This window comes from Salinivibrio sp. VYel1 (assembly GCF_009377945.1).
GTDB classification, from domain to species: domain Bacteria; phylum Pseudomonadota; class Gammaproteobacteria; order Enterobacterales; family Vibrionaceae; genus Salinivibrio; species Salinivibrio siamensis.
Map to the genome: position 1 here is coordinate 67781 of NZ_RSAM01000014.1, position 25683 is coordinate 93463.

At 52.1% G+C, this 25683-nt stretch carries 19 protein-coding genes, 1 tRNA gene, 1 rRNA gene and 1 riboswitch; of the genes, 9 read left to right on the forward strand and 12 right to left on the reverse strand.

Annotated elements, in window-relative coordinates; genetic code table 11:
* Positions 1–6 precede the first annotated feature (6 nt).
* From mreD to csrD, 5 genes are all read right to left on the reverse strand, one after another.
* A complete protein-coding gene (gene mreD, locus EHW58_RS13245) occupies positions 7–495 on the reverse strand; it encodes a rod shape-determining protein MreD (RefSeq protein WP_046073888.1) in 489 nt (162 codons plus the stop codon).
* Positions 495–1424: a rod shape-determining protein MreC gene (gene mreC / locus EHW58_RS13250; RefSeq protein WP_077606033.1), complete on the reverse strand. Its 930-nt coding sequence runs from the start codon at positions 1422–1424 to the stop codon at positions 495–497. The genes mreD and mreC overlap by 1 nt, the downstream gene beginning before the upstream one ends.
* Before the next feature lie 33 nt (positions 1425–1457).
* Positions 1458–2501: a rod shape-determining protein gene (locus tag EHW58_RS13255; RefSeq protein ID WP_046073887.1), complete on the reverse strand. Its 1044-nt coding sequence runs from the start codon at positions 2499–2501 to the stop codon at positions 1458–1460.
* 173 nt (positions 2502–2674) lie between these two features.
* Complete coding sequence (locus tag EHW58_RS13260) at positions 2675–3169, reverse strand: hypothetical protein (protein WP_152796951.1); 495 nt, start codon at positions 3167–3169, stop codon at positions 2675–2677.
* A complete protein-coding gene (gene csrD, locus EHW58_RS13265; protein WP_046073885.1) occupies positions 3166–5145 on the reverse strand; it encodes an RNase E specificity factor CsrD in 1980 nt (659 codons plus the stop codon). Before csrD ends, EHW58_RS13260 begins: the two co-directional genes overlap by 4 nt.
* Positions 5146–5265: 120 nt before the next feature.
* Between csrD and EHW58_RS13270 the strand changes: the two genes are divergently transcribed.
* Together EHW58_RS13270 and EHW58_RS13275 are read left to right on the forward strand one after the other, a co-directional pair.
* A complete protein-coding gene (locus EHW58_RS13270) occupies positions 5266–6153 on the forward strand; it encodes a LysR family transcriptional regulator (RefSeq protein ID WP_046073884.1) in 888 nt (295 codons plus the stop codon).
* Positions 6154–6298: 145 nt separating this feature from the next.
* Complete coding sequence (locus EHW58_RS13275) at positions 6299–7459, forward strand: alpha-hydroxy acid oxidase (RefSeq protein ID WP_152796953.1); 1161 nt, start codon at positions 6299–6301, stop codon at positions 7457–7459.
* Between the two features lie 105 nt (positions 7460–7564).
* Here EHW58_RS13275 and EHW58_RS13280 read toward each other — a convergent pair whose 3' ends face one another.
* Positions 7565–8122, reverse strand: coding sequence for a single-stranded DNA-binding protein (locus EHW58_RS13280; RefSeq protein ID WP_152796955.1), 558 nt, complete (start codon positions 8120–8122; stop codon positions 7565–7567).
* A gap of 283 nt (positions 8123–8405) precedes the next feature.
* Here EHW58_RS13280 and EHW58_RS13285 point away from each other — a divergent pair, with 283 nt between their 5' ends.
* The 5 genes from EHW58_RS13285 (at position 8406) to EHW58_RS13305 (ending at position 15819) form a co-directional block, all read left to right on the forward strand.
* Entirely contained in the window at positions 8406–9113 is a 708-nt protein-coding gene (locus EHW58_RS13285; RefSeq protein ID WP_077606031.1) for a LuxR C-terminal-related transcriptional regulator, read from the forward strand.
* A 62-nt stretch (positions 9114–9175) separates the two neighbouring features.
* A complete protein-coding gene (locus EHW58_RS13290; protein WP_152796957.1) occupies positions 9176–10141 on the forward strand; it encodes a DHH family phosphoesterase in 966 nt (321 codons plus the stop codon).
* A gap of 181 nt (positions 10142–10322) precedes the next feature.
* Positions 10323–11186, forward strand: a complete 864-nt coding sequence (gene galU / locus EHW58_RS13295; protein ID WP_077578646.1) for a UTP--glucose-1-phosphate uridylyltransferase GalU — start codon at positions 10323–10325, stop codon at positions 11184–11186.
* Positions 11187–11323: 137 nt separating this feature from the next.
* Entirely contained in the window at positions 11324–14149 is a 2826-nt protein-coding gene (gene uvrA / locus EHW58_RS13300) for an excinuclease ABC subunit UvrA (RefSeq protein WP_152796959.1), read from the forward strand.
* The gene (locus EHW58_RS13305) at positions 14149–15819 is read left to right on the forward strand and encodes a Wzy polymerase domain-containing protein (RefSeq protein WP_077578644.1); all 1671 of its coding nucleotides are present in this window, start codon (positions 14149–14151) and stop codon (positions 15817–15819) included. Before uvrA ends, EHW58_RS13305 begins: the two co-directional genes overlap by 1 nt.
* Here the strand turns inward: EHW58_RS13305 and EHW58_RS13310 are convergent.
* Positions 15816–16949, reverse strand: a complete 1134-nt coding sequence (locus EHW58_RS13310) for an alanine--glyoxylate aminotransferase family protein (RefSeq protein ID WP_077606026.1) — start codon at positions 16947–16949, stop codon at positions 15816–15818. The two genes, EHW58_RS13305 and EHW58_RS13310, sit on opposite strands and share 4 nt — an antisense overlap.
* A gap of 263 nt (positions 16950–17212) precedes the next feature.
* Positions 17213–17400: riboswitch (Lysine riboswitch) on the forward strand.
* Between the two features lie 97 nt (positions 17401–17497).
* Here EHW58_RS13310 and lysC point away from each other — a divergent pair.
* Positions 17498–18886 (forward strand): lysine-sensitive aspartokinase 3, encoded by a 1389-nt coding sequence (lysC, locus tag EHW58_RS13315; protein ID WP_152796961.1) that lies wholly within the window; start codon positions 17498–17500, stop codon positions 18884–18886.
* Positions 18887–18924: 38 nt separating this feature from the next.
* Here the strand turns inward: lysC and metH are convergent, their stop codons facing one another.
* Positions 18925–22584 carry a methionine synthase gene (gene metH / locus EHW58_RS13320; RefSeq protein WP_152796963.1) on the reverse strand — a complete coding sequence of 1220 codons (3660 nt, stop codon included), beginning with the start codon at positions 22582–22584 and terminating at the stop codon, positions 18925–18927.
* A 183-nt stretch (positions 22585–22767) separates the two neighbouring features.
* Between metH and EHW58_RS13325 the strand changes: the two genes are divergently transcribed.
* On the forward strand, positions 22768–24060 hold the full coding sequence (locus EHW58_RS13325; RefSeq protein ID WP_152796965.1) for a sodium:proton antiporter: 1293 nt from the start codon (positions 22768–22770) through the stop codon (positions 24058–24060).
* A gap of 37 nt (positions 24061–24097) precedes the next feature.
* On the opposite strand, the gene metA is transcribed toward EHW58_RS13325, so the two are convergent.
* From metA to EHW58_RS15880, 4 genes are all read right to left on the reverse strand, one after another.
* Positions 24098–25045, reverse strand: a complete 948-nt coding sequence (gene metA / locus EHW58_RS13330; RefSeq protein ID WP_046073872.1) for a homoserine O-succinyltransferase — start codon at positions 25043–25045, stop codon at positions 24098–24100.
* 181 nt (positions 25046–25226) lie between these two features.
* Positions 25227–25342: ribosomal RNA gene (rrf, locus tag EHW58_RS13335) — 5S ribosomal RNA — on the reverse strand.
* A gap of 7 nt (positions 25343–25349) precedes the next feature.
* Positions 25350–25425 (reverse strand) — tRNA-Thr (locus EHW58_RS13340).
* Between the two features lie 71 nt (positions 25426–25496).
* On the reverse strand, positions 25497–25683 hold a 187-nt coding region (locus EHW58_RS15880), incomplete at its 5' end, for a hypothetical protein (protein WP_216647105.1).

Genomic DNA, 25683 nt, shown 5'->3' on the forward strand with positions numbered 1-25683 from the left:
AGTGCGTTAGCGAATGGCAAAGCGACGGCGTAAACGGCGCAATAATAGGAAGATCCAAGGCCAGAGTATAAAGTTAAGCACACCCGCCCAAAGCTGCTCTGGATTAAACTGTACGTTAGACACCAAGTACTCCGCCCAGAACTCGATCAATTTTCCCGCCAAGGTCAGCAATGCCAATAAGAGTGCCTGCTGCCAATACGACATGTTGCGTAACAATTGAAAGTTCAGCGCGACGATGTAAACCAAAATCGCCATCATCAAGCCACGCACCCCAAGGGTCGAGCCCAACATCAAATCCCATAAAAGGCCGAGTACTAACGCGGTACCGACATTAACCCTGTGGGGCAATGCCAGCACCCAATAAAACGTCACCAGCAATACCCAAGAAGGACGAAAGGGTGCAAGCTCCCCCGGCCAGGGCGCGGCTTGCAAAATCAGCGCTATGATAAAAGAGAGCCAAATTACAAACTGGCCGCGAAATGTCACATTTGCCATTACGGCGATTCTCCCTCACCATCTGGAGATGGCGCTGTATCAGGTGATGGTGCGGTGTCTGATGGCGGCTGCGCGACAGGTTGATCCGGGCGTGCATTCTCGCCCTTTTCAGGTGTTGGCCACACCAAAAGCAGATAACGCAGGCGATCAAACTTCACTGCTGTGGTGGCTCGCACTTGGGCAAATGGGCGCTTATTATCAAACGAAAACTCCGTCACCGTACCAACCGGGTAGCCTTCAGGAAAGACACCGCCCAGTCCCGAGGTAACTAACTTGTCACCCACCTTGATATCCGTGCTGCTAGGAATATTGTCTAAACCAATGTAGTGGGTCGACCCGCGCCCAGAGGCAATTACCCGTATATCATTACGCATGACCTGAACCGGGATCGCATGGGTGGGATCGGTCAGCAGCAGAACGCGGCTATTGTGGGCGCCCACATACGCAATTTGGCCAACCACCCCGTGCTCGTTGATTACCGGTTGCCCTTCATAAACCCCATTGGTCCGCCCTTTATCTAGCATGACTTGATGTTTATAAGGGTCCGAGTCAACGGCCATGACTTCAGCCACCATTTTGCGTTCGTCACGAATAAACGATGAGCCCAGTAGCTCGCGTAGGCGCTGATTTTCGCGCTCTGTCTGCGCTAAAAGAAGCTGGTCACTTTCCAGTTGTAACACCTGTTTTCGCAATGCGCGGTTCTCTGCAACTAAACGTTGATGAGAGCGAAACTGCATCACCAGTTCATCTAAGGTGTCGCGCGGGACGTTGGACGCATACTGTAGCGGTGCCACCAGCGTGTTTAGGAAATAACGCACTCCTGCGAACGCATCAAGACGACTATCAGCCAGCATAAGGCTGACTGATAGTAAAAGAGCGAAAAACAGGCGCAGTTGCAGAGAGGGTCCTCTGCCAAACATAGGTTTCATAATGAAAACGACCTGTTTGTAGGCGCAGTCACGTTAATCTTCGCTAAAAAGATCACCGCCGTGCATATCGATCATTTCTAGCGCTTTACCTCCGCCACGTGCGACACAAGTCAGCGGATCTTCGGCAACGACGACTGGAATGCCGGTTTCTTCGGTAAGCAAACGGTCAAGATCGCGCAGCAGCGCACCACCACCGGTGATCACCATGCCACGCTCAGAAATATCAGACGCCAGCTCTGGTGGGCATTGCTCTAGTGCCACCATCACCGCAGAGACAATCCCAGTTAGGGGCTCTTGCAGCGCTTCTAGGATCTCATTGGAATTAAGCGTGAAGCTACGCGGCACCCCTTCAGCAAGGTTACGACCACGTACCTCAATTTCACGCACTTCATCGCCTGGGTAAGCGGAGCCGATTTCATGCTTGATGCGCTCTGCGGTGGCTTCACCAATCAAGCTGCCATAATTTCGGCGAACATAGTTGATAATCGATTCATCGAAACGGTCACCACCAATACGTACCGACGATGAATACACCACGCCATTAAGCGAAATGACCGCCACTTCTGTGGTACCACCGCCGATATCGATCACCATCGAACCAGTTGCTTCTGATACCGGCAAGCCTGCGCCAATCGCCGCTGCCATGGGCTCATCAATCAAATAGACTTCACGTGCACCGGCACCTAATGCCGACTCACGGATGGCTCGGCGTTCAACTTGGGTTGAGCCACAAGGTACGGCCACCAAGACGCGCGGGCTTGGACGCATGTAGCTGTGATCGTGCACCGATTTAATAAAGTGCTGCAGCATTTTTTCGGTGACGTAGAAATCAGCAATCACACCGTCTTTCATTGGACGAATCGCGGCAATGTTCCCCGGTGTTCGACCCAGCATCTGCTTCGCATCATGACCCACAGCAGCCACACTCTTGGGAGAGCCTGCACGGTCTTGGCGAATAGCGACAACAGACGGCTCATCCAGAACAATGCCCTGTTCTTTTACGTAAATCAGTGTATTGGCGGTTCCCAAGTCAATGGATAGATCGTTGGAAAACATCCCGCGAAGTTTCTTAAACATGATGGTCGATTAATCCTGCAAGCTATGAAATCAGACAAATTGAGCTAAATGTATCAACGCGCAAGGTAAGCGGCAAGATACGGTGCTGTAAACCTGAATGAGATCTGTGTTTTTTTTCAATGCGCTGTCATTTTGATGGTTTTTCCATCAAAAACGCATTATTCCTTTTATCTTTATCGGGTCGGTGATTGGCATGACTGATGAATCACCAACTGCGTCGATGCCTTCGTTGACGCCGTTGCTTCGCGATAGGTCAAATAACAGGCCGTCGCGGGCTGATCGTGAAACAGCCAAATAAAATCGACGCGATCTTGCTCCGGATAGCGCCGAATACGCCACCGTGTTGCATCCTGCAGCGTTGTCACTAACTTGGGTAAAGCGCTGATCGCAGGATAACCATAAGCGATATCGATCTGCGTGCCATTAACACTCAGTGATTGTGTGGCTTGGCGGCTTATTTCATGTTTTGTGGCTAACGCGTGGGTGTGCGCCATGACGGTTTCGATGCCGCTTTTTAACCCTTTGAGTGCTGACACATTGGCATCCGCCTCATAATCGTAGAACTTTGGGATCGCAATCACCACCAGCACCGACAAAATACTGACCAGTAATAACGCTTCTAGCCACCCACGTCCCGATTGATGCGATAGCTTGATGGCTTGACTCATCGCTTCCCCCATCGGCGGCGTTTTTTCTGTGCTGGGTGCGGAGACATTTCCGCCCCAAGCAGCCGCCCTTGTCCGCCCGCGACACCCAGTTCTTTCACCACTGACCATTCCTCATTGGTTTCCACGCCTACCGCCAGTACCTCGGTGGTGGTAGCCTCACAAGCACCTAACACGCTGCGCAAATACAGCTGGTTCTCTGGCCGTTGGTGGATATTGCGCACCAAACTACGATGAAGCTTAATATAAGCGGGTTGAATATCTTTAACATAGTGAGTGCTTACTATCGTTCTACCTGCTTGGTCAACAACTAGACGGCACCCTAACGCGGCAATCATTCGTAAGCAAGGCCGCGCCGCATCAAAGTGTGAAACCAAAGCACCTTCAGACACTTCCACCAGTAAGCGATTCAATGTACTTCTTGGCGTTTGTAACAACATATCGCGCAACCACACCACAAACTCACGTTGACAAAGTGAGTACGCACTTACATTGACGGCGTAGTTATCGATGTAGTCACGCGTTTTTAGCCACCACAGCGCGCGACCCACGGTCGCCTTGTCAAACGCCACGTCCATGCCAACCCATTCTACCCCTGGCCAAAAGCGCGAGGCCTTAAGCACCTTGCCTTTTTCGTCCTTAATTCGGCCTAAAAGTTCATAATGAAGGCGGGTTTTGCCATCTCGCGCAAACACCGGTTGGCGATAAAGCATTGGCCCTTCTCCCGCCATCACCGACTCGAGTAAGGTGCGCCAACGTACACTACCACGTTTATCCAGTTGGCTTAGTTGTTTGTCGAACTGTGACCAACCATTCTGGCCGGTTAGCGCCGCCGCTTTAAGTGCACGTTCGGCTTCATCCATTAGTCGCCCACGTCGCTCACTGGCGCCAAATGAGGTCATCCCAAGGTGGAACCAATTATCTTGATCCAACGCCTCGGGTGGCGCGAGTTTATCTAACGCATTGGTGATTTGCGCTAAAAAGGGATGCACTTCTTCTCCCGCTTGGTTGACCAGCAAAATGGCAAAGTCCGAGGCAAAATAACGTGCCAACACGGCATCCGGAAAACGCTGAATCGCATTCGACAGAACATTGCCAATCGCTTGAATCAATTGATCGGCGGCTTCTTGCCCGTGCTGCGCCACCAGATCTTCCCATTCCGCCACCCTCACTAGGATCACACTGCCTTGGCTGGCATCATCACTAGCTAGTGTGTGCAAGCGATTATCAAACATCACTCGATTCGCGGCGCCGGTGAGTTGGTCTAAGAAGGTGTTGGTGCGAATAAAGGTGTCAAAACGACTACGCTCTTGGCGCGCTTCTTTAAGCTCTTCGATCAGTTGCGTTAACGCCGCGCTTGCCGGGATCGGCCACTCGCGGCTATCACCTTGCTGCGCATCATCGAGTCGCCCCGCTAAGATCAGTCGGCCACGCTGCTCAAGCACCTCACTGCCATACAGCTGACGCCGGAGCCAACGGATCCCCCATGTGAGCCCCAAGACAATCACCAAAATCGCCGCCGATAAGGAGGACAATGGACCAATGGAATAGGCAAACTCCGCATACGGCGGCACAAAGGTCAGTTTGACCGCAAACCCTGGGTTGCTATCGAGCGGTATATCACGAGAGATTACCTGTTGATTGGTCACCGCCTGGTATTGAATTTGCTCATATTGATACAAGATCCCAGCGTCCGAGTAGATAGTGAGGGACGTCACGTCACTGGCTTTAAGCATCTTGGGGAGCCAGCGCGAAAAGTATTGATTATCACGCTGGTCACTGGCCATCTCTTGATCAATCACCTCAACCATGCCGTCAACATAATGCGAGATGAAATCAATCCCCAATTGGCGGAAGCTGATCGCACCGCCGATAAACAACACAAAAATGGCGCACACCACAATAAGCGTGACAAATGCAACGAGTCGGTTGGTCAGCTTCATACCGCTGACTTTGATCGCACTGGCTGTTCTATCCATGATTCTCTGCTGACTTGGGTCGCCTTCGGGGGCTAGTAGCCGCTATTATCAGGCTTGGTTATCATAATGTGAATGCCTAGACCACGAATCGGTGGCTGTCTTTTTACGCAACGAGGACTCATGGACTGGATTACCTGTACACAAAGCTTTATCTGCGTGGTGGATCATGGCTCGTTGGCCCAAGCGGCCACCAAGCTACACACCTCAAGCTCTGCCCTGTCAAAACGCCTAAGCTGGCTAGAACGCCAACTGGGGGTTCAATTGCTCAAACGCACTACACGCAGTTTGTCGATGACAGATGCGGGTGATCTCTTCTACCACCGCGCCAAGACGTGGGTCGATGACTGGCAACAATTAGTCAGTGAGACCACCTCCACCTTTGGTGAGGTCAGTGGTGTATTGCGTATCGGTGCGCCATTGGTGACAGGGAACCGCTTTCTGGTCAACTTTATTGCTGAGTTTCTTGAGATTTATCCGAAAATCAAAGTCGAACTCACCACCCTCACCCCTGGCCAGCTGCCGGATCTGAATCTGGACGTGGTAATCAGTCGTGAACTCGAGTACTTTAACTCCGCCAGCTACATCGCCGCCAAATTATTTGATTTTCAACCTGGCTTTTTTGCTGCCCCTGCCTACCTCGAGCGCCATCCGCCCATCACCACGCCAGCGCAACTTACCCAACATAATATTTTGCTTTACGGTAATTCGCATCAGCCTCAAGAGCGGGTGTTTGAAGATGGCACCCGCTTACAATTGTCCGGTAATTTTGTCTCACCCAACCCTGAAGCCTTGGTCAGTGCCGCGGTGATTGGCATGGGGATCATTTTAGGGGGCGCCGGGACGGTGCAAAAAGAAATCGACCAAGGCTTATTGGTCCCGGTGCTACCAGCCCTTAAGCAACCACGATTATCGGCCTACGCCTACTACCCTAAGCTGGAATACAACCACACCAAAACCAAATTATTTATCGATTTTATTAAACAGAAAGTTAAAGATTTGTACGTTTAGTGTGCAGGTAAAGCAAGAGGTAACGCCAACTATCATCGGGGCTTAGCCGATTTTGGAAAAAGTATTTTATCTTTTATCTATATATCGATAACAATCACTGCGCTAGGGTGAGACAAGACACTCACCTCAACAACGTGCAATATTCATGGCCTATTATAATCCTAAGTACCCTGATACCCCCTCGCTTAAACGTGCAGCAAAACGGCGTATCCCAGCCTTCGCCTTTGATTATCTTTGCGGCGGTTGTCACGATGAAATTGGCGTGGCGCACAATGCCGGGGCGTTTGAACACGTAAAACTGCAGTCTGACTTGCTTGCGCCTACCCCAGAGATCGACTTATCCGTCGAGCTATTTGGCCAACGCTATGCCGCGCCTTTTGGCGTCGCCCCCGTCGGACTTCAAGGGTTAATGTGGCCCAAGGCGCCGGAAATTTTGGCAAAAGCGGCCTATCAAGCAAAGCTTCCTTATGTGCTCAGCACCGTATCCTCAGCGAGTCTTGAGACCATCGCCGAGATCTCTGAGGGAACGGCGTGGTATCAACTCTATAACCCAACGGATGCCAAGATCCGTAAAGATCTCATGGGCCGCATTAAAGGTGCAGGGTATAAAGTGCTGGTCGTCACTGTGGATGTGCCGACCTTCGGTTATCGCCCGCGCGATATAAAAAATGGCTTGGCGATGCCGCCGAAAATGAACCTACGCAATATCGTGCAAATGATGCAGTGTCCGGCATGGAGCTGGCAGACGTTACTGGCTGGCGTGCCTGAGATGCAAACCCTCAAGCCTTACATGCCAAAAAACATGCCCACCAGCGAACTGGCGAACTTTATGAACAATACGGTGATGGGCGCCGTCGACTTCGACAGCCTCAAGGTGATCCGCGATAACTGGGACGGCCCCTTGGTATTAAAAGGCTTGGTCAACCCAGACGATGTCAAACAAGCGGTTGCGCTCGGTGCCGACGCAGTGGTCTTATCCAACCATGGGGGACGTCAGTTAGATGTTGGCGAGTCGCCACTGGATACCATTCAAACCATCAAGCGCTTATATGGTGACAAGATTAAACTGCTGATGGACAGTGGCGTACAAAGCGGCGGGAATGTAGCCCAAGCGATGGCCATGGGCGCCGACTTCACCCTGCTGGGCCGCACTTTTGTCTATGCCTGTGGCGCGTTGGGCCATCATGGGGGGGAACACGCGATAGATATGCTCACCCAACAAATGACCCAAGTAATGGGCCAGTTAAAATGCCCAACGCCGGCGCAATTGCCGCACTTTTTAAAAGCGGGCCCTGGTGTCGCCTAACCCAGCCCGTTCAGTCACCGACCACGCCAAAAAGCAAAAAGCCCCAACAGGGGCTTTTTCGTTTCAACCACGTTGGCGTTGACTCGCCACTTAACGCAGTCCGTTTTAGAACGGAATATCGTCGTCAAAATCAGGCAGATCGTTGTATTGCTGCTGAGGTTGCGACTGTGGCTGTGGTGCCGACTGCTGCTGCGGTGGCTGTTGGTTAAAGTTTTGCTGTGGTTGTTGAGGCTGCTGAGGCTGCTGAGGCTGTCCCCATCCACCTTGCTGCTGCGGTGACTGCTGCATGGGCTGACCTTGGCTCTGACCACCACGGCCACCCAGCATTTGCATGCTGCCACTAAACGGTTGTACCGCGACTTCCGTGGTATAACGGTCTTGCCCGTTTTGGTCTTGCCACTTGCGTGTCTGCAGTTGACCTTCGATATACACCTGAGAGCCTTTGCGCAGATACTCACCCGCGACTTCGGCCGTTTTACCGAACAGCACAACACGGTGCCACTCTGTTTTCTCACGCATCTCACCGGTGTTTTTATCACGCCATGACTCTGAGGTCGCGAGGCTGAGGTTCGCCACCGCACCGCCGTTGGGGAGGTAACGGATTTCCGGATCGTTGCCCAAATTACCAATCAAGATGACTTTGTTTATGCCACGGCTGGCCATAGGTGACTCCCACTGTTCTTGGTTGCGCGCGAAACGATTTCGCAAACTGGATAAATAAGGAGGAAGTCTAGCACGAGCACCCCAGAGGTTCGAAGCTTTTCCACGCGATCTGTTTCCATATTCTGCAGTTAAAGCGTCAGCACAATGGGTTATCACTCGCAGCGTATACCTTAAAGATAAAAATGGTTTAGACTGATGGAAAGCTTGCCCAGCCTTGACGTCGGTGATCACCCCACTGACGTCACACGGATACGCATGTTGAGTCATCATCAGTAGGATGCTTATGAACCAGGCCGAAACCACCTCAGATAGTTACACACTGCTTCTTATTTCTCAGCCCAGCATGTCTGTGTCTGCACTGATGACATGCTTAGAAAAAGCAATTCATAGCGAGGTTGAGCTCGTGACGCCCGATGCGATCACTGACAAGCTCACCGCACGACCCGGTTTGGTGTTGGTAGACTTAAACGCCTTTGATGACATTGCCACCGAGCAGCTAAAACAATCGCTGATCCCCTTTGCCGACCAACATGTCTTTGCGCTGCTCAATGCACATGACTTAAGTGCCAAAGAACTCGCCAGCTGGCCATTTATCAAAGGGGTCTTTAAAAAAGAAGATGAGATCCGCCACCTATGTTATGGCATCGAAAAAATGTTCTCTGGCGAGTACTGGCTCCCCCGTCACAAAATGGCCGCGTTAATTCACTATTATCAGCAGCACCACCAACAAGCGATCGATGAGCAGGCCATTGTCCTGACCAACCGCGAGCAACAAATCCTGCGCCACCTTGTCACGGGCGCCTCTAACCAAGACATTGCCCGTGCATTGGACGTCAGTGAGCATACCGTTAAGTCGCACCTTTATAACGTGTTTAAGAAAATCAATGTTAAAAACCGAGTACAAGCCGTGTTTTGGGCGAAAAACAACTTGTCCCTAATTGGCTCGACGGGGCTTGAGGCCTATCCTGGCACCGACGACGATCACCGCTAGTTGGGTCAAGCTCACCCATCAAGGTAGGATGTCACGTTACTCAGTTAAAAAGGAATCACAGGATGGGATTTGATGTCTTTAACGGGGATGCCGATGGGCTTACCGCGCTGGTGCAATGGCGCTTAGCGCACCCACAAGTCACCACGTTAATTACTGGGGTTAAACGCGATATTGCTCTGTTAAAGCAAGTGCCCACAGGCCCCGAGCAGGTCACAGTACTCGACATTTCTATGGCGAAGAACCAAGGCGCACTCGCGAGATTACTCGCGGCTGGCACGCACGTGTTCTATGCCGATCACCATCAAAGTGGTCCCATCCCAGATTCGCCTTTGTTAGACGCACATATTCATACCAGTGCTAACACCTGTACCGCGCTTATTATCGATAAACTTCTCGGTGGGCAGTATCGAGAATGGGCGTTAGTTGGCGCGTATGGCGATAATCTGGATCGCACTGCAAATGCCCTTGCTCGACAGTCGGGTATTGACGAGCAAACGCGCGCGCGGCTGGCACAGCTCGGCCACTATCTCAACTACAACAGCTATGGCGCGAGCTTGGATGACCTCATTATGCCCCCCGCGGTGTTATATCGTCACCTGTGTGGCTTTTCGACCCCCGATGCTTTTATGCGCGCTTATCCGGACATCGTGATGGCGCTGGCTGACGCGTATCAAAGTGACCGGGCGCATGCGCAAACCCTAACCCCGGCGCTAGGCGATGAAAAAGCACAGGTGTATCAGCTTCCCGATGCCGCTTGGGCACGCCGAATAAGTGGCATGTTTGGCAACCAATTAGCCAACCGCCATCCTGATAGAGCCCATGCCGTGCTCACGCCGATGCCAGGAGGAGAATGGATGGTCAGTATTCGTGCCCCGTTAAATCGGCCTACTGGGGCGGCGCAGTTGGCCGAGCAATTCACGACAGGCGGTGGCCGCGCCGCGGCGGCGGGAATTAATGCCCTCCCACCGGCGTCCTTATCGACCTTTACCGATGCATTTATGGCGTATTTTTCCACCCATGCGGACTAAGCAACGCGGGGACGGTCACGCTATCTGGCCGCGTTGGCGCGCAGTACTTGCTTAGCCGCACTGAACCCAGCAAACTATTGACCCAGATAACATTGTTAGCAGCCGCTTGCTAACAACCCGCTTAGGGGTGTCGACCGCGTCATAAACCGCTCGCCACCCAACAAAAACGAAAGGATCTGAGATGATAAAAAAATGTCTGTTCCCAGCGGCTGGCTATGGCACCCGCTTTTTACCGGCAACCAAGTCAATGCCGAAAGAAATGATGCCAGTGGTCAACAAGCCTTTGATTGAATACGGCGTGGATGAAGCCTTGGAAGCGGGTATCAACGGCATGTGTATTGTCACCGGTCGTGGCAAGCATGCCATCATGGATCATTTTGATAAAAACTATGAGCTTGAGCATCAAATCAGTGGCACCAACAAAGAAGTGTTACTCGATGACATTCGCAATACCATAGAGAAAGCGTCATTCACTTACATTCGCCAACACGAAATGCGTGGACTCGGACATGCGATTTTAACCGGTCGCGATCTGGTCGGCGACGAAGCGTTTGCTGTCGTGCTCGCCGATGATCTTTGCATCCATCCTGACAATGGCGTTCTCAAGCAAATGGTCGCCCTATATAACCAGTTCCGTTGCTCGATTGTCGCGGTGGAAGAAGTCCCGGAAGATGAGACCCATAAATATGGTGTCATTGCCGGTCAAGAGATCAAAGATGACCTTTTCCGCGTAGACAACATGGTGGAAAAACCCGATCCCGGCGATGCGCCAAGCAATCTTGCTATTATTGGCCGCTATATTTTAACGCCAGATATCTTTGACCTGTTAGAAACGACCCCGCCAGGTAAAAACGGCGAAGTCCAGATCACCGATGCGCTGCTCAAACAAGCACAGTCAGGGTGTGTACTGGCGTATAAATTTAAAGGCGAGCGCTTTGACTGTGGCAGCGTAGAAGGCTTTATTGAAGCCACCAATCACTGCTACAAGCACCACTACCTTGGCGGAAGCAACAAAGACGAAGCGACGGTCAAAAACCGTCGATAACGTTAACCGCGTCGGATCGCGCGTTTTTCCCCTTCGAGTAAAGGCTGTGTAAATATACAGCCTTTTTATTTGGTCATGGTCATGTCTGTGCCATACTAGGCGACCAACCAGTGAGCTGACTGAGTAGTAGGATAATAATGGACAATATCGACGTCAGAGGCGCGCGCACGCACAACCTCAAAAACATCAACCTCACCATCCCTCGTGATAAACTGATTGTGATCACCGGCCTATCTGGCTCGGGAAAATCATCGCTGGCCTTCGACACCCTATACGCCGAAGGCCAGCGCCGTTACGTTGAATCCTTGTCAGCGTATGCGCGCCAGTTTCTCTCCTTAATGGAAAAACCCGATGTTGACCATATCGAGGGGCTGTCACCTGCGATCTCGATAGAGCAAAAGTCCACCTCGCATAACCCGCGCTCAACGGTCGGCACCATCACTGAAGTGTATGACTACTTACGCTTACTGTATGCGCGAGTGGGCGAGCCACGCTGTCCCACTCATGATGTGACCTTAGCGGCTCAGACCGTTAGTCAGATGGTCGATAAAGTGCTTGCGCTGCCGGAAGGAAGCAAGCTGATGCTGCTCGCGCCGATCATTAAAAACCGTAAAGGGGAGCATGTTAAGACCCTTGAAAACCTCGCTGCGCAAGGGTTTATCCGTGCCCGAATCAATGGCGAAGTGTGCGATCTATCCGATCCGCCGACACTCGAGCTGCAGAAAAAGCATACCATTGAGGTGGTGGTCGATCGCTTTAAAGTCCGTGACGATCAACAACAACGCTTGGCGGAATCTTTTGAGACCGCGCTCGAGCTAACAGGCGGCAGCGCGGTGATCAGTTGGATGGACGGTGAAGGGGAAGAGATCATTTTTTCCGCCAACTTTGCCTGCCCACACTGCGGTTACAGCATGCAAGAGCTTGAGCCGCGCCTGTTCTCCTTTAATAACCCAGCTGGTGCCTGTGGTACCTGCGACGGCTTGGGGGTGCAACAGTATTTTGATCCTAAGCGCGTTCTCCAAAATCCAGCCGTCAGCCTCGCGGGTGGGGCGATCCGCGGCTGGGATCGGCGTAACTTTTATTACTTCCAAATGCTACGCTCGCTGTCTGAGCATTATGGCTTTGATTTGGAAACGCCGTGGCAGGATCTGTCGGGCACCGTTCAGGACATTCTCTTGTACGGTTCCGGCCCGAAAGAGATCGAGTTCAAATACGTCAACGATCGGGGCGATATTCGCGTACGTAAGCATCCCTTTGAGGGGATCCTCAATAACATGGAGCGTCGCTATCGCGACACCGAATCGAATGCTGTGCGCGATGAGCTTGCCAAATATATCGCCACCAAACCTTGTGCCAGCTGCGGTGGCTCACGCTTACGCCAAGAAGCTCGTCACGTGTTTATCGACGGCCACAATCTACCCGAGATTTGTGAGCTGAGCATTCAACAGGCGCTGGACTTCTTTGAACAACTGACCTTGACCGGGCAACGCGCTAAGATTGCCGAAAAAGTGATGAAAGAGATCCATGACCGGCTACGGTTTTTAGTCAATGTGGGGCTTAACTACCTGAATTTATCGCGCAGTGCCGATACCCTCTCTGGCGGTGAAGCACAGCGTATTCGACTGGCCAGCCAAATTGGCGCGGGCTTGGTGGGGGTCATGTACGTACTGGATGAGCCCTCTATTGGTCTGCACCAGCGTGACAATGCCCGCTTGCTCGATACCTTGGAGCATCTGCGCGATCTGGGGAACACTGTCATGGTGGTCGAGCATGATGAAGATGCCATTCGCGCGGCCGACTACATCATTGATATTGGCCCGGGGGCCGGGGCACATGGTGGTCAAATTGTTGCCGAAGGCAGTTTAGAGGACATACTCGCCAGTGCGTCGTCACTGACAGGTCAGTATCTAAGTGGAAAGCAAGCGATCGAGGTCCCCGCAAAGCGTATTGAGCGCGACCCAAACAAAATGTTAACGCTGAAAGGGGCGACGGGCAACAACCTGAAAAACGTTGATCTCCACCTACCTGTAGGACTCCTTACTTGCGTGACGGGGGTGTCAGGCTCAGGCAAGTCAACGCTTATCAATGACACCTTTTTTAAAGTGGCCCACCAGCAATTAAACGGCGCGACCACCGCCGAACCCGCGCCTTACGAGTCGATTGATGGGTTGGGACATTTCGACAAGGTGATCGATATTGATCAAAGCCCCATTGGCCGTACCCCACGCTCAAACCCAGCCACTTATACGGGGATCTTTACCCCGATCCGTGAGCTGTTTGCCGGTACCCAAGAGGCACGGGCACGCGGATATAAAGTGGGCCGTTTTAGCTTTAACGTGCGCGGCGGTCGCTGCGAAGCGTGCCAAGGTGATGGCGTGATCAAAGTGGAAATGCATTTCTTGCCCGATGTGTATGTACCTTGTGATGTGTGTAAAGGTAAACGTTATAACCGGGAAACATTGGAAGTACGCTATAAAGGCAAAACCATCGATGAAGTCCTTGAGATGACCGTCGAGGACGCGCGTGAGTTTTTCGACGCCGTGCCCGCTATCAAGCGTAAACTGCAAACATTGATGGATGTCGGCCTGAGCTATATTCGCCTTGGCCAAGCGGCCACCACCTTATCGGGGGGTGAAGCACAGCGGGTCAAGTTAGCACGAGAGCTGTCTAAGCGTGACACGGGTAAAACGCTTTACATCCTCGATGAACCAACCACAGGACTTCATTTCCATGATATTCAGCAACTGCTTAATGTCCTGCACCGCTTGCGCGAACAGGGCAACACTATCGTGGTGATTGAGCATAATCTGGATGTGATAAAGACCGCGGACTGGATCATCGACTTAGGGCCAGAGGGCGGTAATGGCGGCGGTGAAATCATCGCGCAAGGTACACCGGAAGCGATCGTGGATGTGCTGGGTAGCCACACAGCCCACTTCCTCAAACCTATGTTGGAGCGATAATGACCTCAGCGCTGCCGCAGAGTCGCGTGATACGAAAGCCGCTAACAACCCCATTTCTACTAACGTTAGCGGCCTTGTGGTTGATCTGCTTACCACTGTACTCGGTGTCTCTCCCGCTGGTTGGCATACGCCACCCTGCAGCGGCGCTTTCCTTGTTAACGCTCGCGTTCACCTTGGGGTTTGCCTGCTTAGAAGTCGTGCGTCAGCATACTTGGCGGGCAAGCCGACTGACCTGGATGCTTGGTTTGGCAACGGGCCTGGCGATTATTCCTTATTACTACCCACACGCTGAGGCACTCAATAGCGGCTATGCCATGGCCGCCTTGATACTTAGCCTCGGTTTCTTCTCCAGCCTTCAACAGTTTGTTTTTAACCATTCGCAGCGGCAAAAGCTACTCGGGGTATTTTTACTCGCCTCTTGGCTAGCGGTACTGTCGGTGTTGGGCAATCAATCACCACCGGGCATGGCGCCTTTTATGTTTAACAACTGGGTGCCTCACTTGCCCCCTGCGGTCACGCATACACTGCTACTTACAGGTCTCACCTTAGCGGCGTATATTCTCGCCAGAGAGCCGAGTGGCCGCTACCGCCATCCCATCAGCCAAAGCTTATTGGCCGTCACCCCTTTGGTTTTTATTCCAGTGTTAGCGATGCAAGGCCAGCCCCTGCTGCTGCTCTTTGCCTTGTGTGCCATCGTGTTACAGCAAGCCTATTTGAGTCGCTTTGCCTCCAGGCGCCAGCACAAAGCTTGGCTTGTGGCAGTCTGTCTCGGCGCGATCCTGGCGATATTTGCCCTCAGTGGTCAAGATAGTTGGCAATGGCTAAGCGACGGCGAGCGACGTGCGTTGGGTTTAGCGTGGCAACAATGGCAGACCACGCCCTTTTTCGGCGTGGGCATGGGGAATGGTAAGCAGGCCTTGCTGTTGCTTTCTGCTTCACAACCCGGCCACCTTGGTCCAGTGAACCTGCCGAGTGCACTGCTGTTTTGGCTGTTGGAAGGAGGCTTATTGATTGGATTGGGCTATGTGTTGGTGATCATGGCGCTCGGCGTCAGGATCCTTCGTGCTCCCTCAGGGACACGGCGGATCTTAATTGCTTTAGTGCTACCTCCGCTCACTGGACTGATGATCTATCCGGTAAGCGGCACCCAGTGGTTCAATGGGGTATTGTTACTCCTTTGGCTATACTGGCTTGATAACCTCACCAGCAAATATCGCCGCTACCCGGTACTCACTCATGGTTACAGCCAACGTGTAGCCAGTCGCACCGTGATCACTGCCCTCGTCATCACGACACTCGTGTGCCTGTCATCCGTATATTTGGCCAATCGTTATTTGCGCGACTCTTTACTCAGCTCGCAACGCTTTGCCTTATACCAGCAACATCCATGGTGGCAGCAAAAGCTCGCCCACGCACAACAAAGCCGTCACTTTCAGGCTAATTTAGCAACTCTGTCTGACACTGAGCGCCAGCAACATCTTAACCAATTATTGCGCCAAGTCGCACAACGACCACGCTTTGCTGGCTATCAGCATGCCTATCAAGTGGCCCTACAAATCGGTGACCGTCAGCGAGCTCGCGATATCCAGCAAGAAGCGCGTTACTTGTATCCAAACGCGGCGAAGGTATGGACAATCCGCCATACCCTACCGGATCATTCAACGCCCTAGCGCAATGCCTCTTCAAGGGCTTTAAGGCACAGGGCAATGTTCTCATCCCTTGCGCCGTAGCCCATTAAGCCGATTCGCCAGGCTTTACCCGCCAAATCACCGAGGCCAGCGCCAATTTCCAAGTTATAGGTGTGAAGTAAATGCTGGCGCACGGCGGCATCATCCACGCCCTCAGGAATATAAACGGCGTTAAGCTGGGGCAAACGATAAGGTTCATCGACCACAAAGCCAATCCCTAAATTGTCCAATCCCGCTTTCAAACGCTGATGCATGGTATCGTGGCGTTGCCACGCGTTCTCAATCCCTTCGTGATACAGTTTGAGCAGGGCTTCATGTAGGGCATATAAACTATTCACGGGTGCCGTGTGGTGGTAGCTACGTTTGCCGTCGCCGCTCCAATACCCCAGCACCAAACTTTGATCGAGAAACCAGCTTTGCACCTTGTGAGTCCGCGCCTGCATTTTTTCTACTGCACGGGGCGAGAATGTCACTGGCGACAAGCCCGGTACACACGACAAACATTTTTGACTGCCTGAATAGACTGCATCTAATTGCCACTCGTCCACCTTCAACGGCACGCCACCGAGTGAGGTCACCGCATCGACAATAGTGAGGCAGCCGTGTTCACGTGCCAAGGTGGCAAGGGCCTGTGCATCAGAGCAAGCGCCTGTGGACGTCTCCGCGTGGACAAATGCGACTATGCTAGCCTCCGGGTGCGCCTTCAAGGCCGCTTCAACCTTTTCAGGATTAACCGGAGCGCCCCAGGCATCATCAACCATGACCGCATGTGCGCCACAACGCTCCACGTTTTCTCGCATCCGGTCGCCAAACACGCCATTGCGACAGACGATCACTGTGTCGCCAGGCTCCACCAAATTGACAAAACAGGCTTCCATCCCCGCACTCCCGGGGGCAGAGACCGCAATGGTAAACGGATTGTCGGTTTGAAAAGCGTACTGCAGTAGCTGCTTGACCTCATCCATCATGCCAATGAATAAGGGGTCAAGATGCCCCAATGTCGGCTTGCTCAATGATTGCAGCACCGACGGGTAAATGTCAGAGGGCCCTGGCCCCATCAATGTGCGAGCGACGGGTTGAAAAGACTGAATATCGGAAATTGCACGAGCCATCACGAATCCTTGTTGTTGGTACCGAGGCTCACCGTTATAGCATATTTTTTCGCCATCCCCCTAGCCTCTGGCACATGAACTGTGTGATCGCTAGCGGCGATTTATGTTTCTTTTCAGTGCCGATAGGGCGCAATGGCCTCCTTTCCCTCGGTGAAAGCGGGGGCTGGGCAGTGCTCCCCCATCAAGAGCAAAAACACGGTTGACACCCTGCGACCACACCCGTAATGTTAAAACTGTTCATGCGGTCACCAACCCATGACTGAACATGCAGAAGAGGTGCATTTCTCAGGCAGTTATCAGGCGGAGCCCCACTCCTAAGCGTGATAACCAGGGGAGACAATGCCGAGGTGGCGTAAAATCGGGGTCGATACGCTGCCGGCCTTGAAGGCTGAATCCTTCAGGCTGTCACTTGTCATCCATATGGACAGACAGGTGGAGCGCTTCTGGCAGAATGCCTGCCGTTTGCTCTTCCTACCTTGTCGCGGTATTTATCGCGGTCACGATGTGACTTCTGATGTTCCCCACTGACTTTTGAATATATTGAATCAATGAGCACGAGCTCAAAAGGGGAAAAGGACGTGAACCCGTTACCATCAATTTCAGTCGCTAAGTTTGGCGGCACCAGTGTCGGGACGCTAGAGGCGATGCAGAAAAGCGCCGCGGTTATCGAGCAAAACCCGCAAACCCGTTTAATCGTGATCAGTGCGTGCGCCGGAGTGACCAATCATTTAGTCGCGCTCGCAAAAGGGATCAGCGACCCTGACGTGCGCCAAGCCAAGTTGGACGCCATTAATGCCACTCACCAAGCAATATTGCAGCAACTTCCTGATTGCCAAAACACGCAAGCAGCCGTCGAGCACTGGCATCTCGCCATTGCCGAGTATGCCGAAAAAGCGGCCATCATTCCTGACACAGCGCTAACGGATGCGTTAGTTGCCTGCGGCGAGCTGATCTCAACCCATATTTTCACCCATTTGCTCAACAGCCGAGGTATAACCGCTTTGAGAGTAGATGCGCGTGAATTGCTGCGCACCGACAGCCAGTTTGGCTGTGCCCAGCCTGACCCACAACAGACGCGAACACAGTGCCACGACCAATTGCTTCCGCATTTAGCCACACATCGAGTGGTCACCCAAGGGTTTATCGGCGCGGATGCCCACGGACAAACCACCACCTTAGGCCGTGGTGGTAGCGACTACAGTGCAGCACTGTTCGCCGAAGCCGTGGACGCAGAGAGTTTGGCCATTTGGACCGATGTGCCCGGGATTTATACCACCGACCCGCGGATTGCCGAACAAGCGCGCCCAATCAGTGAGATTAGTTTTAGCGAAGCCTCAGAAATGGCCACGTTTGGTGCCAAAATCCTGCACCCGTCCACCTTGCTGCCTGCAGTACGCCAACATATACCAGTGTTTGTCGGGGCCGCGAGAGCGCCTGAGCAAGGCGGCACCTGGATCCGCGAGCACGCGCACTCGGCACCGCTGTTTCGTGCCGTCGCCTTACGACGAAACCAAACCATGGTGACACTAACCAGCTTAAACATGTTCCATGCATATGGTTTTTTGGCCAAAGTATTTGAGGTTTTGGCACGATTTGAAATCTCGGTGGACTTGATCACCACCTCGGAGGTCAGTGTCGCTTTAACCCTTGATCAAACCAACACTCAGGGCGACGCGCCGCAGCTGCCACAAGCGGCTATCGCCGAGCTGACCCAGTTATGTCATGTCGAGATCTGCGAGAACCTGGCGGTGGTAGCGCTGATTGGCAATGATATGAATCATACTGCTGGCGCGACAGCACCGGTGTTCAGTGCCTTAGCACAACATAAACTACGCATGATTTGCTACGGTGCCAGCAACCACAATGTATGTGTTGTGGTTGAAGATGACGATGCCACCCAGGTGGTGCAGCGGTTACACGCGGACTTATTTGAATAATAAAAAAGCCAGCACAGCCAATGTGCTGGCTTCTTTCGTTAGCCGTTTAAGTTCGGCCCGAGCCATTTCTCCGCTTCTTCGCTGCTCCACCCTTTGCGTGCTGCGTAGCTGTCTCGCTGATCGTTTTGGATCTTCGCCACCGCAAAGTAACGTGACTCAGGGTGGGAAAAATACCAACCTGAGACCGACGCCCCCGGCCACATGGCATAGCTTTCGGTAAGTGTCATCCCCGTATGTGCTTCTACCGACAGCAATTGCCAAATTTTGCCTTTCTCACTGTGTTCAGGACAGGCGGCATAACCCGGCGCTGGCCGGATCCCTTGGTATTGCTCGCGGATCAGCGCATCGTTATCGAGCGTCTCATCGGGCGCATAGCCCCACACGGTAATCCGAATTTGCTGATGGAGGTACTCTGCAAAGGCTTCTGCGAGTCTATCGGCGACCGCCTGGATCATGATCGCGTTATAATCATCCCCTTTCGCTTTGTATTCTTCCGCCAAGGCATATTCGCCAATACCACCTGTCACCGCAAATGCACCAATCCAATCCGGCTGGCCACTGCTTTTTGGCGCAATAAAGTCCGACAAGCAATAGTTGGCACCACGTGGCTTTTTCGTTTGCTGACGCAAGTGGTTCAGTACGGTGAGCGTCGCTTGGCGAGACCCATCATCATAGACTTCAATATCATCCTCAACGCTGTTGGCAGGAAAAAGGCCACACACTCCCTTCGCGGCGACCAAGCCTTCTGCCTCGAAACGATCGATCCAAGCATTGGCGTCTTTATACAAACGGCGCGCTTCCTCACCCACTAGTTCGTGATCCAAAATCGCCGGGAATTTGCCACTGAGTGACCACGTCATAAAGAAGGGTGTCCAGTCGATATACTGACGTAAGGTCGCTATCGAGACATCATCGTAAACATGCACGCCCGGCTTCAACGGCTGCGGAGGAGCATAGTTTGCCCAGTCCGTTTGCCACTTATTGTCCCGCGCCTGCTCAAGGGTGACGGGAGCGGTTCGAGGCGTTTTGCGTTGATGTTGCTCACGCACCGCCGCATAGTCTTTGGTTAAACGGGCCACAAAATCCGGCCGCTGAGTCTGTGACAGCAACGATGAGCACACCCCCACGGCACGTGACGCGTTGGGCACATAGACCACGGGCGCATGGTAATGCTGTTCAATCTTCACCGCGGTATGGGCTTTGGACGTGGTCGCGCCGCCAATAAGCAAAGGAATATCAAACCCTTGGCGCTCCATCTCTTTCGCCACGTTCACCATCTCATCTAACGATGGGGTAATCAGGCCTGATAAACCAATAATATCGACGTTTTCCTCACGCGCCACCGACAGGATCTTATCGGTCGGCACCATCACGCCGAGATCAATAATCTCGAAGTTATTACATTGCAGCACCACGCCAACAATGTTTTTGCCAATGTCATGCACATCCCCTTTAACCGTGGCGAGCAAGATCTTGCCATTGGTCTGTCCTTGCTGCTTTTCAGCATTGATGTAGGGCTCAAGGTAAGCCACCGCCTGCTTCATCACCCGTGCCGACTTCACCACTTGTGGCAGGAACATCTTGCCTTCACCAAACAAGTCCCCGACCACGTTCATGCCTGCCATCAGCGGGCCTTCAATCACTTCTAGAGGTTTACTTGCCGCGGCGCGAGCCAGCTCGGTATCTTCAACAATAAACTCTGTAATGCCTTTGACCAGTGCATGTTCCAACCGCTTTTCCACCGGCCAACTGCGCCACTCCGCAGTTTCCGCGACCTCGTTCTCCCCACTATCGCGATAGCTGTCGGCGATCTCCAATAAACGCTCCGTGGCGCCATCATCTTTGTTGAGCACCACATCTTCTACTGCCAAGCGCAAAGACTCGGCTAAATCATCATAGATGGCTAACTGACCGGCGTTGACGATCCCCATATCCATGCCATTTTTGATGCAGTGATACAAAAACACCGCATGAATGGCCTCGCGGACTGGGTTGTTACCTCGAAACGAAAACGACACATTGGAGACACCGCCCGAGATCATGGCATGCGGCAGGGTTTGTTTAATGTCGGCCACGGCGTTGATGAAATCGACTGCGTAGTTATTGTGCTCATCAATGCCGGTGGCAACCGCAAAAATGTTGGGATCGAAGATAATATCTTCCGGCGGAAAGCCGACTTGCTCGACCAGAAGATGATAAGCGCGCGTACAGATTTCCACTTTCCGCGCTTGGGTATCGGCTTGACCTTGTTCGTCAAACGCCATCACGATCACCGCCGCGCCATAGCGACGGACTAAACGTGCTTGGTGCAGAAAAGCCTCTTCTCCTTCTTTGAGCGAAATAGAATTGACGATGCCTTTCCCTTGAATGCACTTGAGGCCAGCTTCAATCACTTCCCATTTGGAGGAGTCAATCATCACAGGCACGCGGGCAATATCCGGCTCGGCCGCGCATAAATTGAGGAATCGCACCATGGCCTTTTCGGCATCCAACATGCCTTCATCCATATTGATATCGATGATTTGGGCGCCGTTTTCCACTTGCTGCAATGCCACTTCCAGCGCTTCGTCGTATTGCTCTTTAACGATTAAGCGTTTAAAGCGTGCTGAGCCAGTCACATTGGTGCGCTCACCCACGTTAACGAACAAGCTATCGGCATTAATGGTCAGGGGCTCGAGCCCAGACAAGCGACAGGCTACAGGGTGGTCAGGCAGAGAGCGTGGCGCATGTTTTTTCACCGCGTCACTAATCGCTTGAATATGCTCAGGCGTGGTGCCACAACAACCACCGACCAAATTGATAAAGCCAGATGCCGCCCACTCATCAATGTGTGTCGCCATCTCTTCGGGAGAAAGGTCATACTCACCAAACGCGTTGGGCAACCCCGCATTGGGGTGGACGGAGACAAAGCCCTCACAAATGTCGCTCAGCTCTTTGACATACTGGCGCAATTCAGCCGGCCCCAGTGCGCAGTTTAAGCCAAACGACAGTGGCTCAACATGGCGCAGCGAGTGATAAAAGGCGGCGGTCGTTTGTCCGGATAAGGTGCGTCCAGACGCATCAGTGATGGTGCCGGAGATCATAATGGGTAAGCGAACCCCACGGGCATCAAAGACCTTTTCAACCGCAAACGCACAGGCTTTGGCATTCAAGGTATCAAAAATGGTCTCCAACATGATGATATCAACCCCACCCTCAATGAGCGCTTCGGTGGACTCGGCATACACGTCGACTAACTGATCAAAGCTGACATTGCGAAACCCAGGGTCATTCACATCTGGTGAGATTGAGCACGTTCGATTGGTCGGCCCCAACACACCCGCGACAAAACGGGGTTTATCCGGCGTTTTAGCCGTCCAAGCATCAGCGACCTCACGCGCAAGCCGGGCTGCCGCTACGTTGATTTCCGCACTCAGCGCCTGCATGTCGTAATCGGCCATCGCAATTTGGGTGGCGTTAAAGGTGTTAGTTTCAATAATGTCCGCGCCCGCGGCCAGGTAATCACTGTGTAGCGAAGCGATCTTATCAGGCTGAGTCAGCACCAAAAGATCATTGTTGCCTTTCACATCACAGTGCCAATCTTTAAAACGTTGGCCACGATAATCGGCCTCATTGAGCCCTAACCCCTGAATCATGGTGCCCATGCCACCATCGATCACTAGAATACGGTCGCGCAGTTGCTGTGTCAGTCGGTCCATACTATTACGCTTATCATCTTCCTCGTTGCAGTCATTTCATCCTACCACAGCGAAAATGGAAATCTAGACGTCTATAAATAACAATTTATTTTGATCTATTTCAATTCAGCTGTTCGTTTTGACAACGATTTCTATTAATATTTTGACACATTTTTTCATTCCCTCGTTGTACTAGGAAGCGGCATGTCAACTTACGCAATCCTCAGCTTTATGGCTGCTGCAGCCATCTTTATCGCTTTTATTAATAGTAAAATCAGTCGAGTACAAACCACCATCGCCATCACCGCCAGCTCGCTCCTACTGTCTTTGTTGATAGTGGTCGCCGGTCAATACCAAGCCATTCCACTCAAAACCATGGCCGAGCAAATACTGACAGATATCCACTTCGATACCTTTTTGCTCAAAGGCGTCCTCGGCTTTTTGCTCTTCGCGGGGGGAATTGGTGTCAAGCTTCCCTCTTTCTCCGACCAAAAGTGGGAGATCACGACCCTGGTGATCGGCGGGCTATTGGTCTCTGTGTTTTTAATCGGCACCGGTATCTGGGGCGTGTTTCAGCTGATCGGTATTCCTTTCGATTATCTCTACTGCCTGCTATTTGGCGCGCTGATCTCGCCGACCGATCCCATTGCTGTTCTCGCCATTGTGAAAAAACTGCAAGCACCGATGCGGATAACGACACAAATAGAGGGAGAGTCGCTATTTAATGATGGCGTGGGTATCGTGATCTTTGTGACTCTTTTTACCCTGGCCTTTGGCGACAACAACCCGACGGTGGGCGGTACCATTGCCTTGTTTTTACAAGAAGCCGTTGGCGGGATTTTATATGGCCTGGTGCTTGGCTATCTTTTCCATCGCTTGATTTGTGCCACCAACGATCACTCGATGGAATTGCTATTAACGCTGGCTATCCCCAGCGCTGGCTATGTCCTGGCCGATATGCTGCATGTCTCTGGCCCGCTGGCAATGGTGGTTGCCGGGATTATGATTGGCAACTGGACCCGCTTTATTGGCTTTTCCAAAGAAAGTGAAGATCACCTCGACCACTTCTGGGAACTGGTCGATCAATTTCTTAACAGCCTACTCTTTCTCCTCATCGGGGTTAGCTTGCTGCAAATCAGTTTCCATAAAGAAGACTGGATCATTATGGCGGCGGTGGTGCCTATTGTGCTTCTCGCCCGGTTTATCAGCGTGAAAGTGTGTTACCTCGGCTTTAAGCGCTTTCGAACCTATAACCCTTGGGCAGTACGTATATTAAGCTGGGGAGGCTTACGCGGAGGGCTTGCGTTGGCCATGGCAATGGCCGTGCCCGCTGGCATCATGGTGGTGCCGGAAAAAAATATCGATGTTCGCGAGCTGATCCTCATCATGACCTATGCGGTGGTGGTGTTCTCCATTTTGGTGCAAGGCTCAACCATGACAGGCATGGTTGATAAAGCAAACGCAGCACAAGACGAAATGGATAAACATCAAACCTAACCGAGTCCCTAACCCAAAAGCGCCCGCGGGCGCTTTTTTATTCATCAAGGGTAAAGTTAGACGCGGAAAAGGCATCCAAGTCGAAGGGCGTTTGCTGGTAAACACAATAGTTTAGCCAGTTGGCAAACAGTAAATGCCCATGGCTGCGCCAACTCACATACGGTGGCTGCGAAGGATCGTCATCTGGGTAATAGTTAAGGGGGACCGCGGGCTCCATGCCTTCTTCTAAATCCCGATGGTATTCATGATGCAGGGTATGAGAATCATACTCAGGATGACCGGTGACAAACACATTGCGCTTATCTTTCGTCGCCGCCAGATAGGTACCCGCTTCATTGGACGTGGCTAAAATATCGAGGTCGGTATGTTCGGCCAGATAACTCGGAGAAAAATCCGCATAGCGTGAGTGGGGCGCTAAGAAGCTATCATCAAAGCCGCGTAATAGCGGGTGTTTGCATAACTCAGCATTAATGTGGTGACGGTAAACCCCTGACAACTTCTCTTTGCGGGTTTTCTTGGGTAAATCATACAGCAACTTTAACCCTGCTTGCGCGGCCCAACAAATATATAAGGTTGAGGTAACGTGCTTATGCGCCCAATTCATCACATCTTGAAGGTGCTCCCAATATATCACGTCCTCAAACTGCACCAGTCCTAACGGTGCCCCCGTCACGATCAGACCATCAAAGTTGCGCGTTCGTACAGTCTCAAATTGACGATAGAAGGTATCAAGATGCTCGGTTGGCGTATTTTTGCTTGGTCGATTATCTATCCGCAGTAACTCCACATCCACTTGCAAGGGACTGTTAGAAAGCAGACGCATAAATTGCGTTTCGGTCTCGATTTTTTTCGGCATCAGGTTAAGTAGCAGCACCTTCAGCGGGCGAATGTTTTGACTCACCGCACGGGTTTCTGTCATCACGAAAATATTTTCGCGCCGCAGGATATTGGTCGCGGGGAGTTGATCCGGGATTTTAATCGGCATCACTGCCTCCTAGGGATGTTTAGACGTCCAGATATCTAATAACATAACGCAGCCACTGACCGAGCTCAAGCAATAATCAATCATTGCACAAGTGTTGTTTAAGCATAGGAAAAGACAGGATCAATGAGGAGAGGCAAAAACGAAAAAAGCCCCCCGCAAATGCGGAGGGCTTATAAATAACTCTTGGCAGTGACCTACTCTCACATGGGGAGACCCCACACTACCATCGGCGCAGCAACGTTTCACTTCTGAGTTCGGCATGGGTTCAGGTGGTGCCGTTACGCTATGGCCGCCAAGAAAATTCTGGTGCTGATAGGCAGATTTGAACTGCCGACCTCACCCTTACCAAGGGTGCGCTCTACCAACTGAGCTATATCAGCGAAAACGCTTCATCAAAGTCTTACTTTTTATCTGCTTTGATAATTAAATCACTTCTAATTAAAGTCTTACACTAAGCTGCTTTAATTAGGTTATCTTGTTTGATGCGATGAGAATTTTGAATCGAGACGCGCAGTGTATGCCAATACATGAGCATCGCAGCTATCAAAAATCGCAAGCAATAGGCGCAATTTATAATCAAAGCCTGGCGATGTCCTACTCTCACATGGGGAGACCCCACACTACCATCGGCGCTGCTT

Excerpts from the sequence above, each read along its gene's own strand:
- EHW58_RS13255 (WP_046073887.1), bottom strand. The coding sequence starts at position 2,501 with ATGTTTAAGAAACTTCGCGGGATGTTTTCCAACGATCTATCCATTGAC.
- EHW58_RS13280 (WP_152796955.1), bottom strand. The coding sequence starts at position 8,122 with ATGGCCAGCCGTGGCATAAACAAAGTCATCTTGATTGGTAATTTGGGC.
- EHW58_RS13285 (WP_077606031.1), top strand. The coding sequence starts at position 8,406 with ATGAACCAGGCCGAAACCACCTCAGATAGTTACACACTGCTTCTTATT.
- uvrA (WP_152796959.1), top strand. The coding sequence starts at position 11,324 with ATGGACAATATCGACGTCAGAGGCGCGCGCACGCACAACCTCAAAAAC.
- galU (WP_077578646.1), top strand. The coding sequence starts at position 10,323 with ATGATAAAAAAATGTCTGTTCCCAGCGGCTGGCTATGGCACCCGCTTT.
- mreD (WP_046073888.1), bottom strand. The coding sequence starts at position 495 with ATGGCAAATGTGACATTTCGCGGCCAGTTTGTAATTTGGCTCTCTTTT.
- EHW58_RS13310 (WP_077606026.1), bottom strand. The coding sequence starts at position 16,949 with ATGGCTCGTGCAATTTCCGATATTCAGTCTTTTCAACCCGTCGCTCGC.
- metA (WP_046073872.1), bottom strand. The coding sequence starts at position 25,045 with ATGCCGATTAAAATCCCGGATCAACTCCCCGCGACCAATATCCTGCGG.
- EHW58_RS13275 (WP_152796953.1), top strand. The coding sequence starts at position 6,299 with ATGGCCTATTATAATCCTAAGTACCCTGATACCCCCTCGCTTAAACGT.
- csrD (WP_046073885.1), bottom strand. The coding sequence starts at position 5,145 with ATGGATAGAACAGCCAGTGCGATCAAAGTCAGCGGTATGAAGCTGACC.
- EHW58_RS13270 (WP_046073884.1), top strand. The coding sequence starts at position 5,266 with ATGGACTGGATTACCTGTACACAAAGCTTTATCTGCGTGGTGGATCAT.
- mreC (WP_077606033.1), bottom strand. The coding sequence starts at position 1,424 with ATGAAACCTATGTTTGGCAGAGGACCCTCTCTGCAACTGCGCCTGTTT.
- EHW58_RS13260 (WP_152796951.1), bottom strand. The coding sequence starts at position 3,169 with ATGAGTCAAGCCATCAAGCTATCGCATCAATCGGGACGTGGGTGGCTA.
- EHW58_RS13305 (WP_077578644.1), top strand. The coding sequence starts at position 14,149 with ATGACCTCAGCGCTGCCGCAGAGTCGCGTGATACGAAAGCCGCTAACA.
- EHW58_RS13290 (WP_152796957.1), top strand. The coding sequence starts at position 9,176 with ATGGGATTTGATGTCTTTAACGGGGATGCCGATGGGCTTACCGCGCTG.
- EHW58_RS13325 (WP_152796965.1), top strand. The coding sequence starts at position 22,768 with ATGTCAACTTACGCAATCCTCAGCTTTATGGCTGCTGCAGCCATCTTT.
- metH (WP_152796963.1), bottom strand. The coding sequence starts at position 22,584 with ATGGACCGACTGACACAGCAACTGCGCGACCGTATTCTAGTGATCGAT.
- lysC (WP_152796961.1), top strand. The coding sequence starts at position 17,498 with ATGAGCACGAGCTCAAAAGGGGAAAAGGACGTGAACCCGTTACCATCA.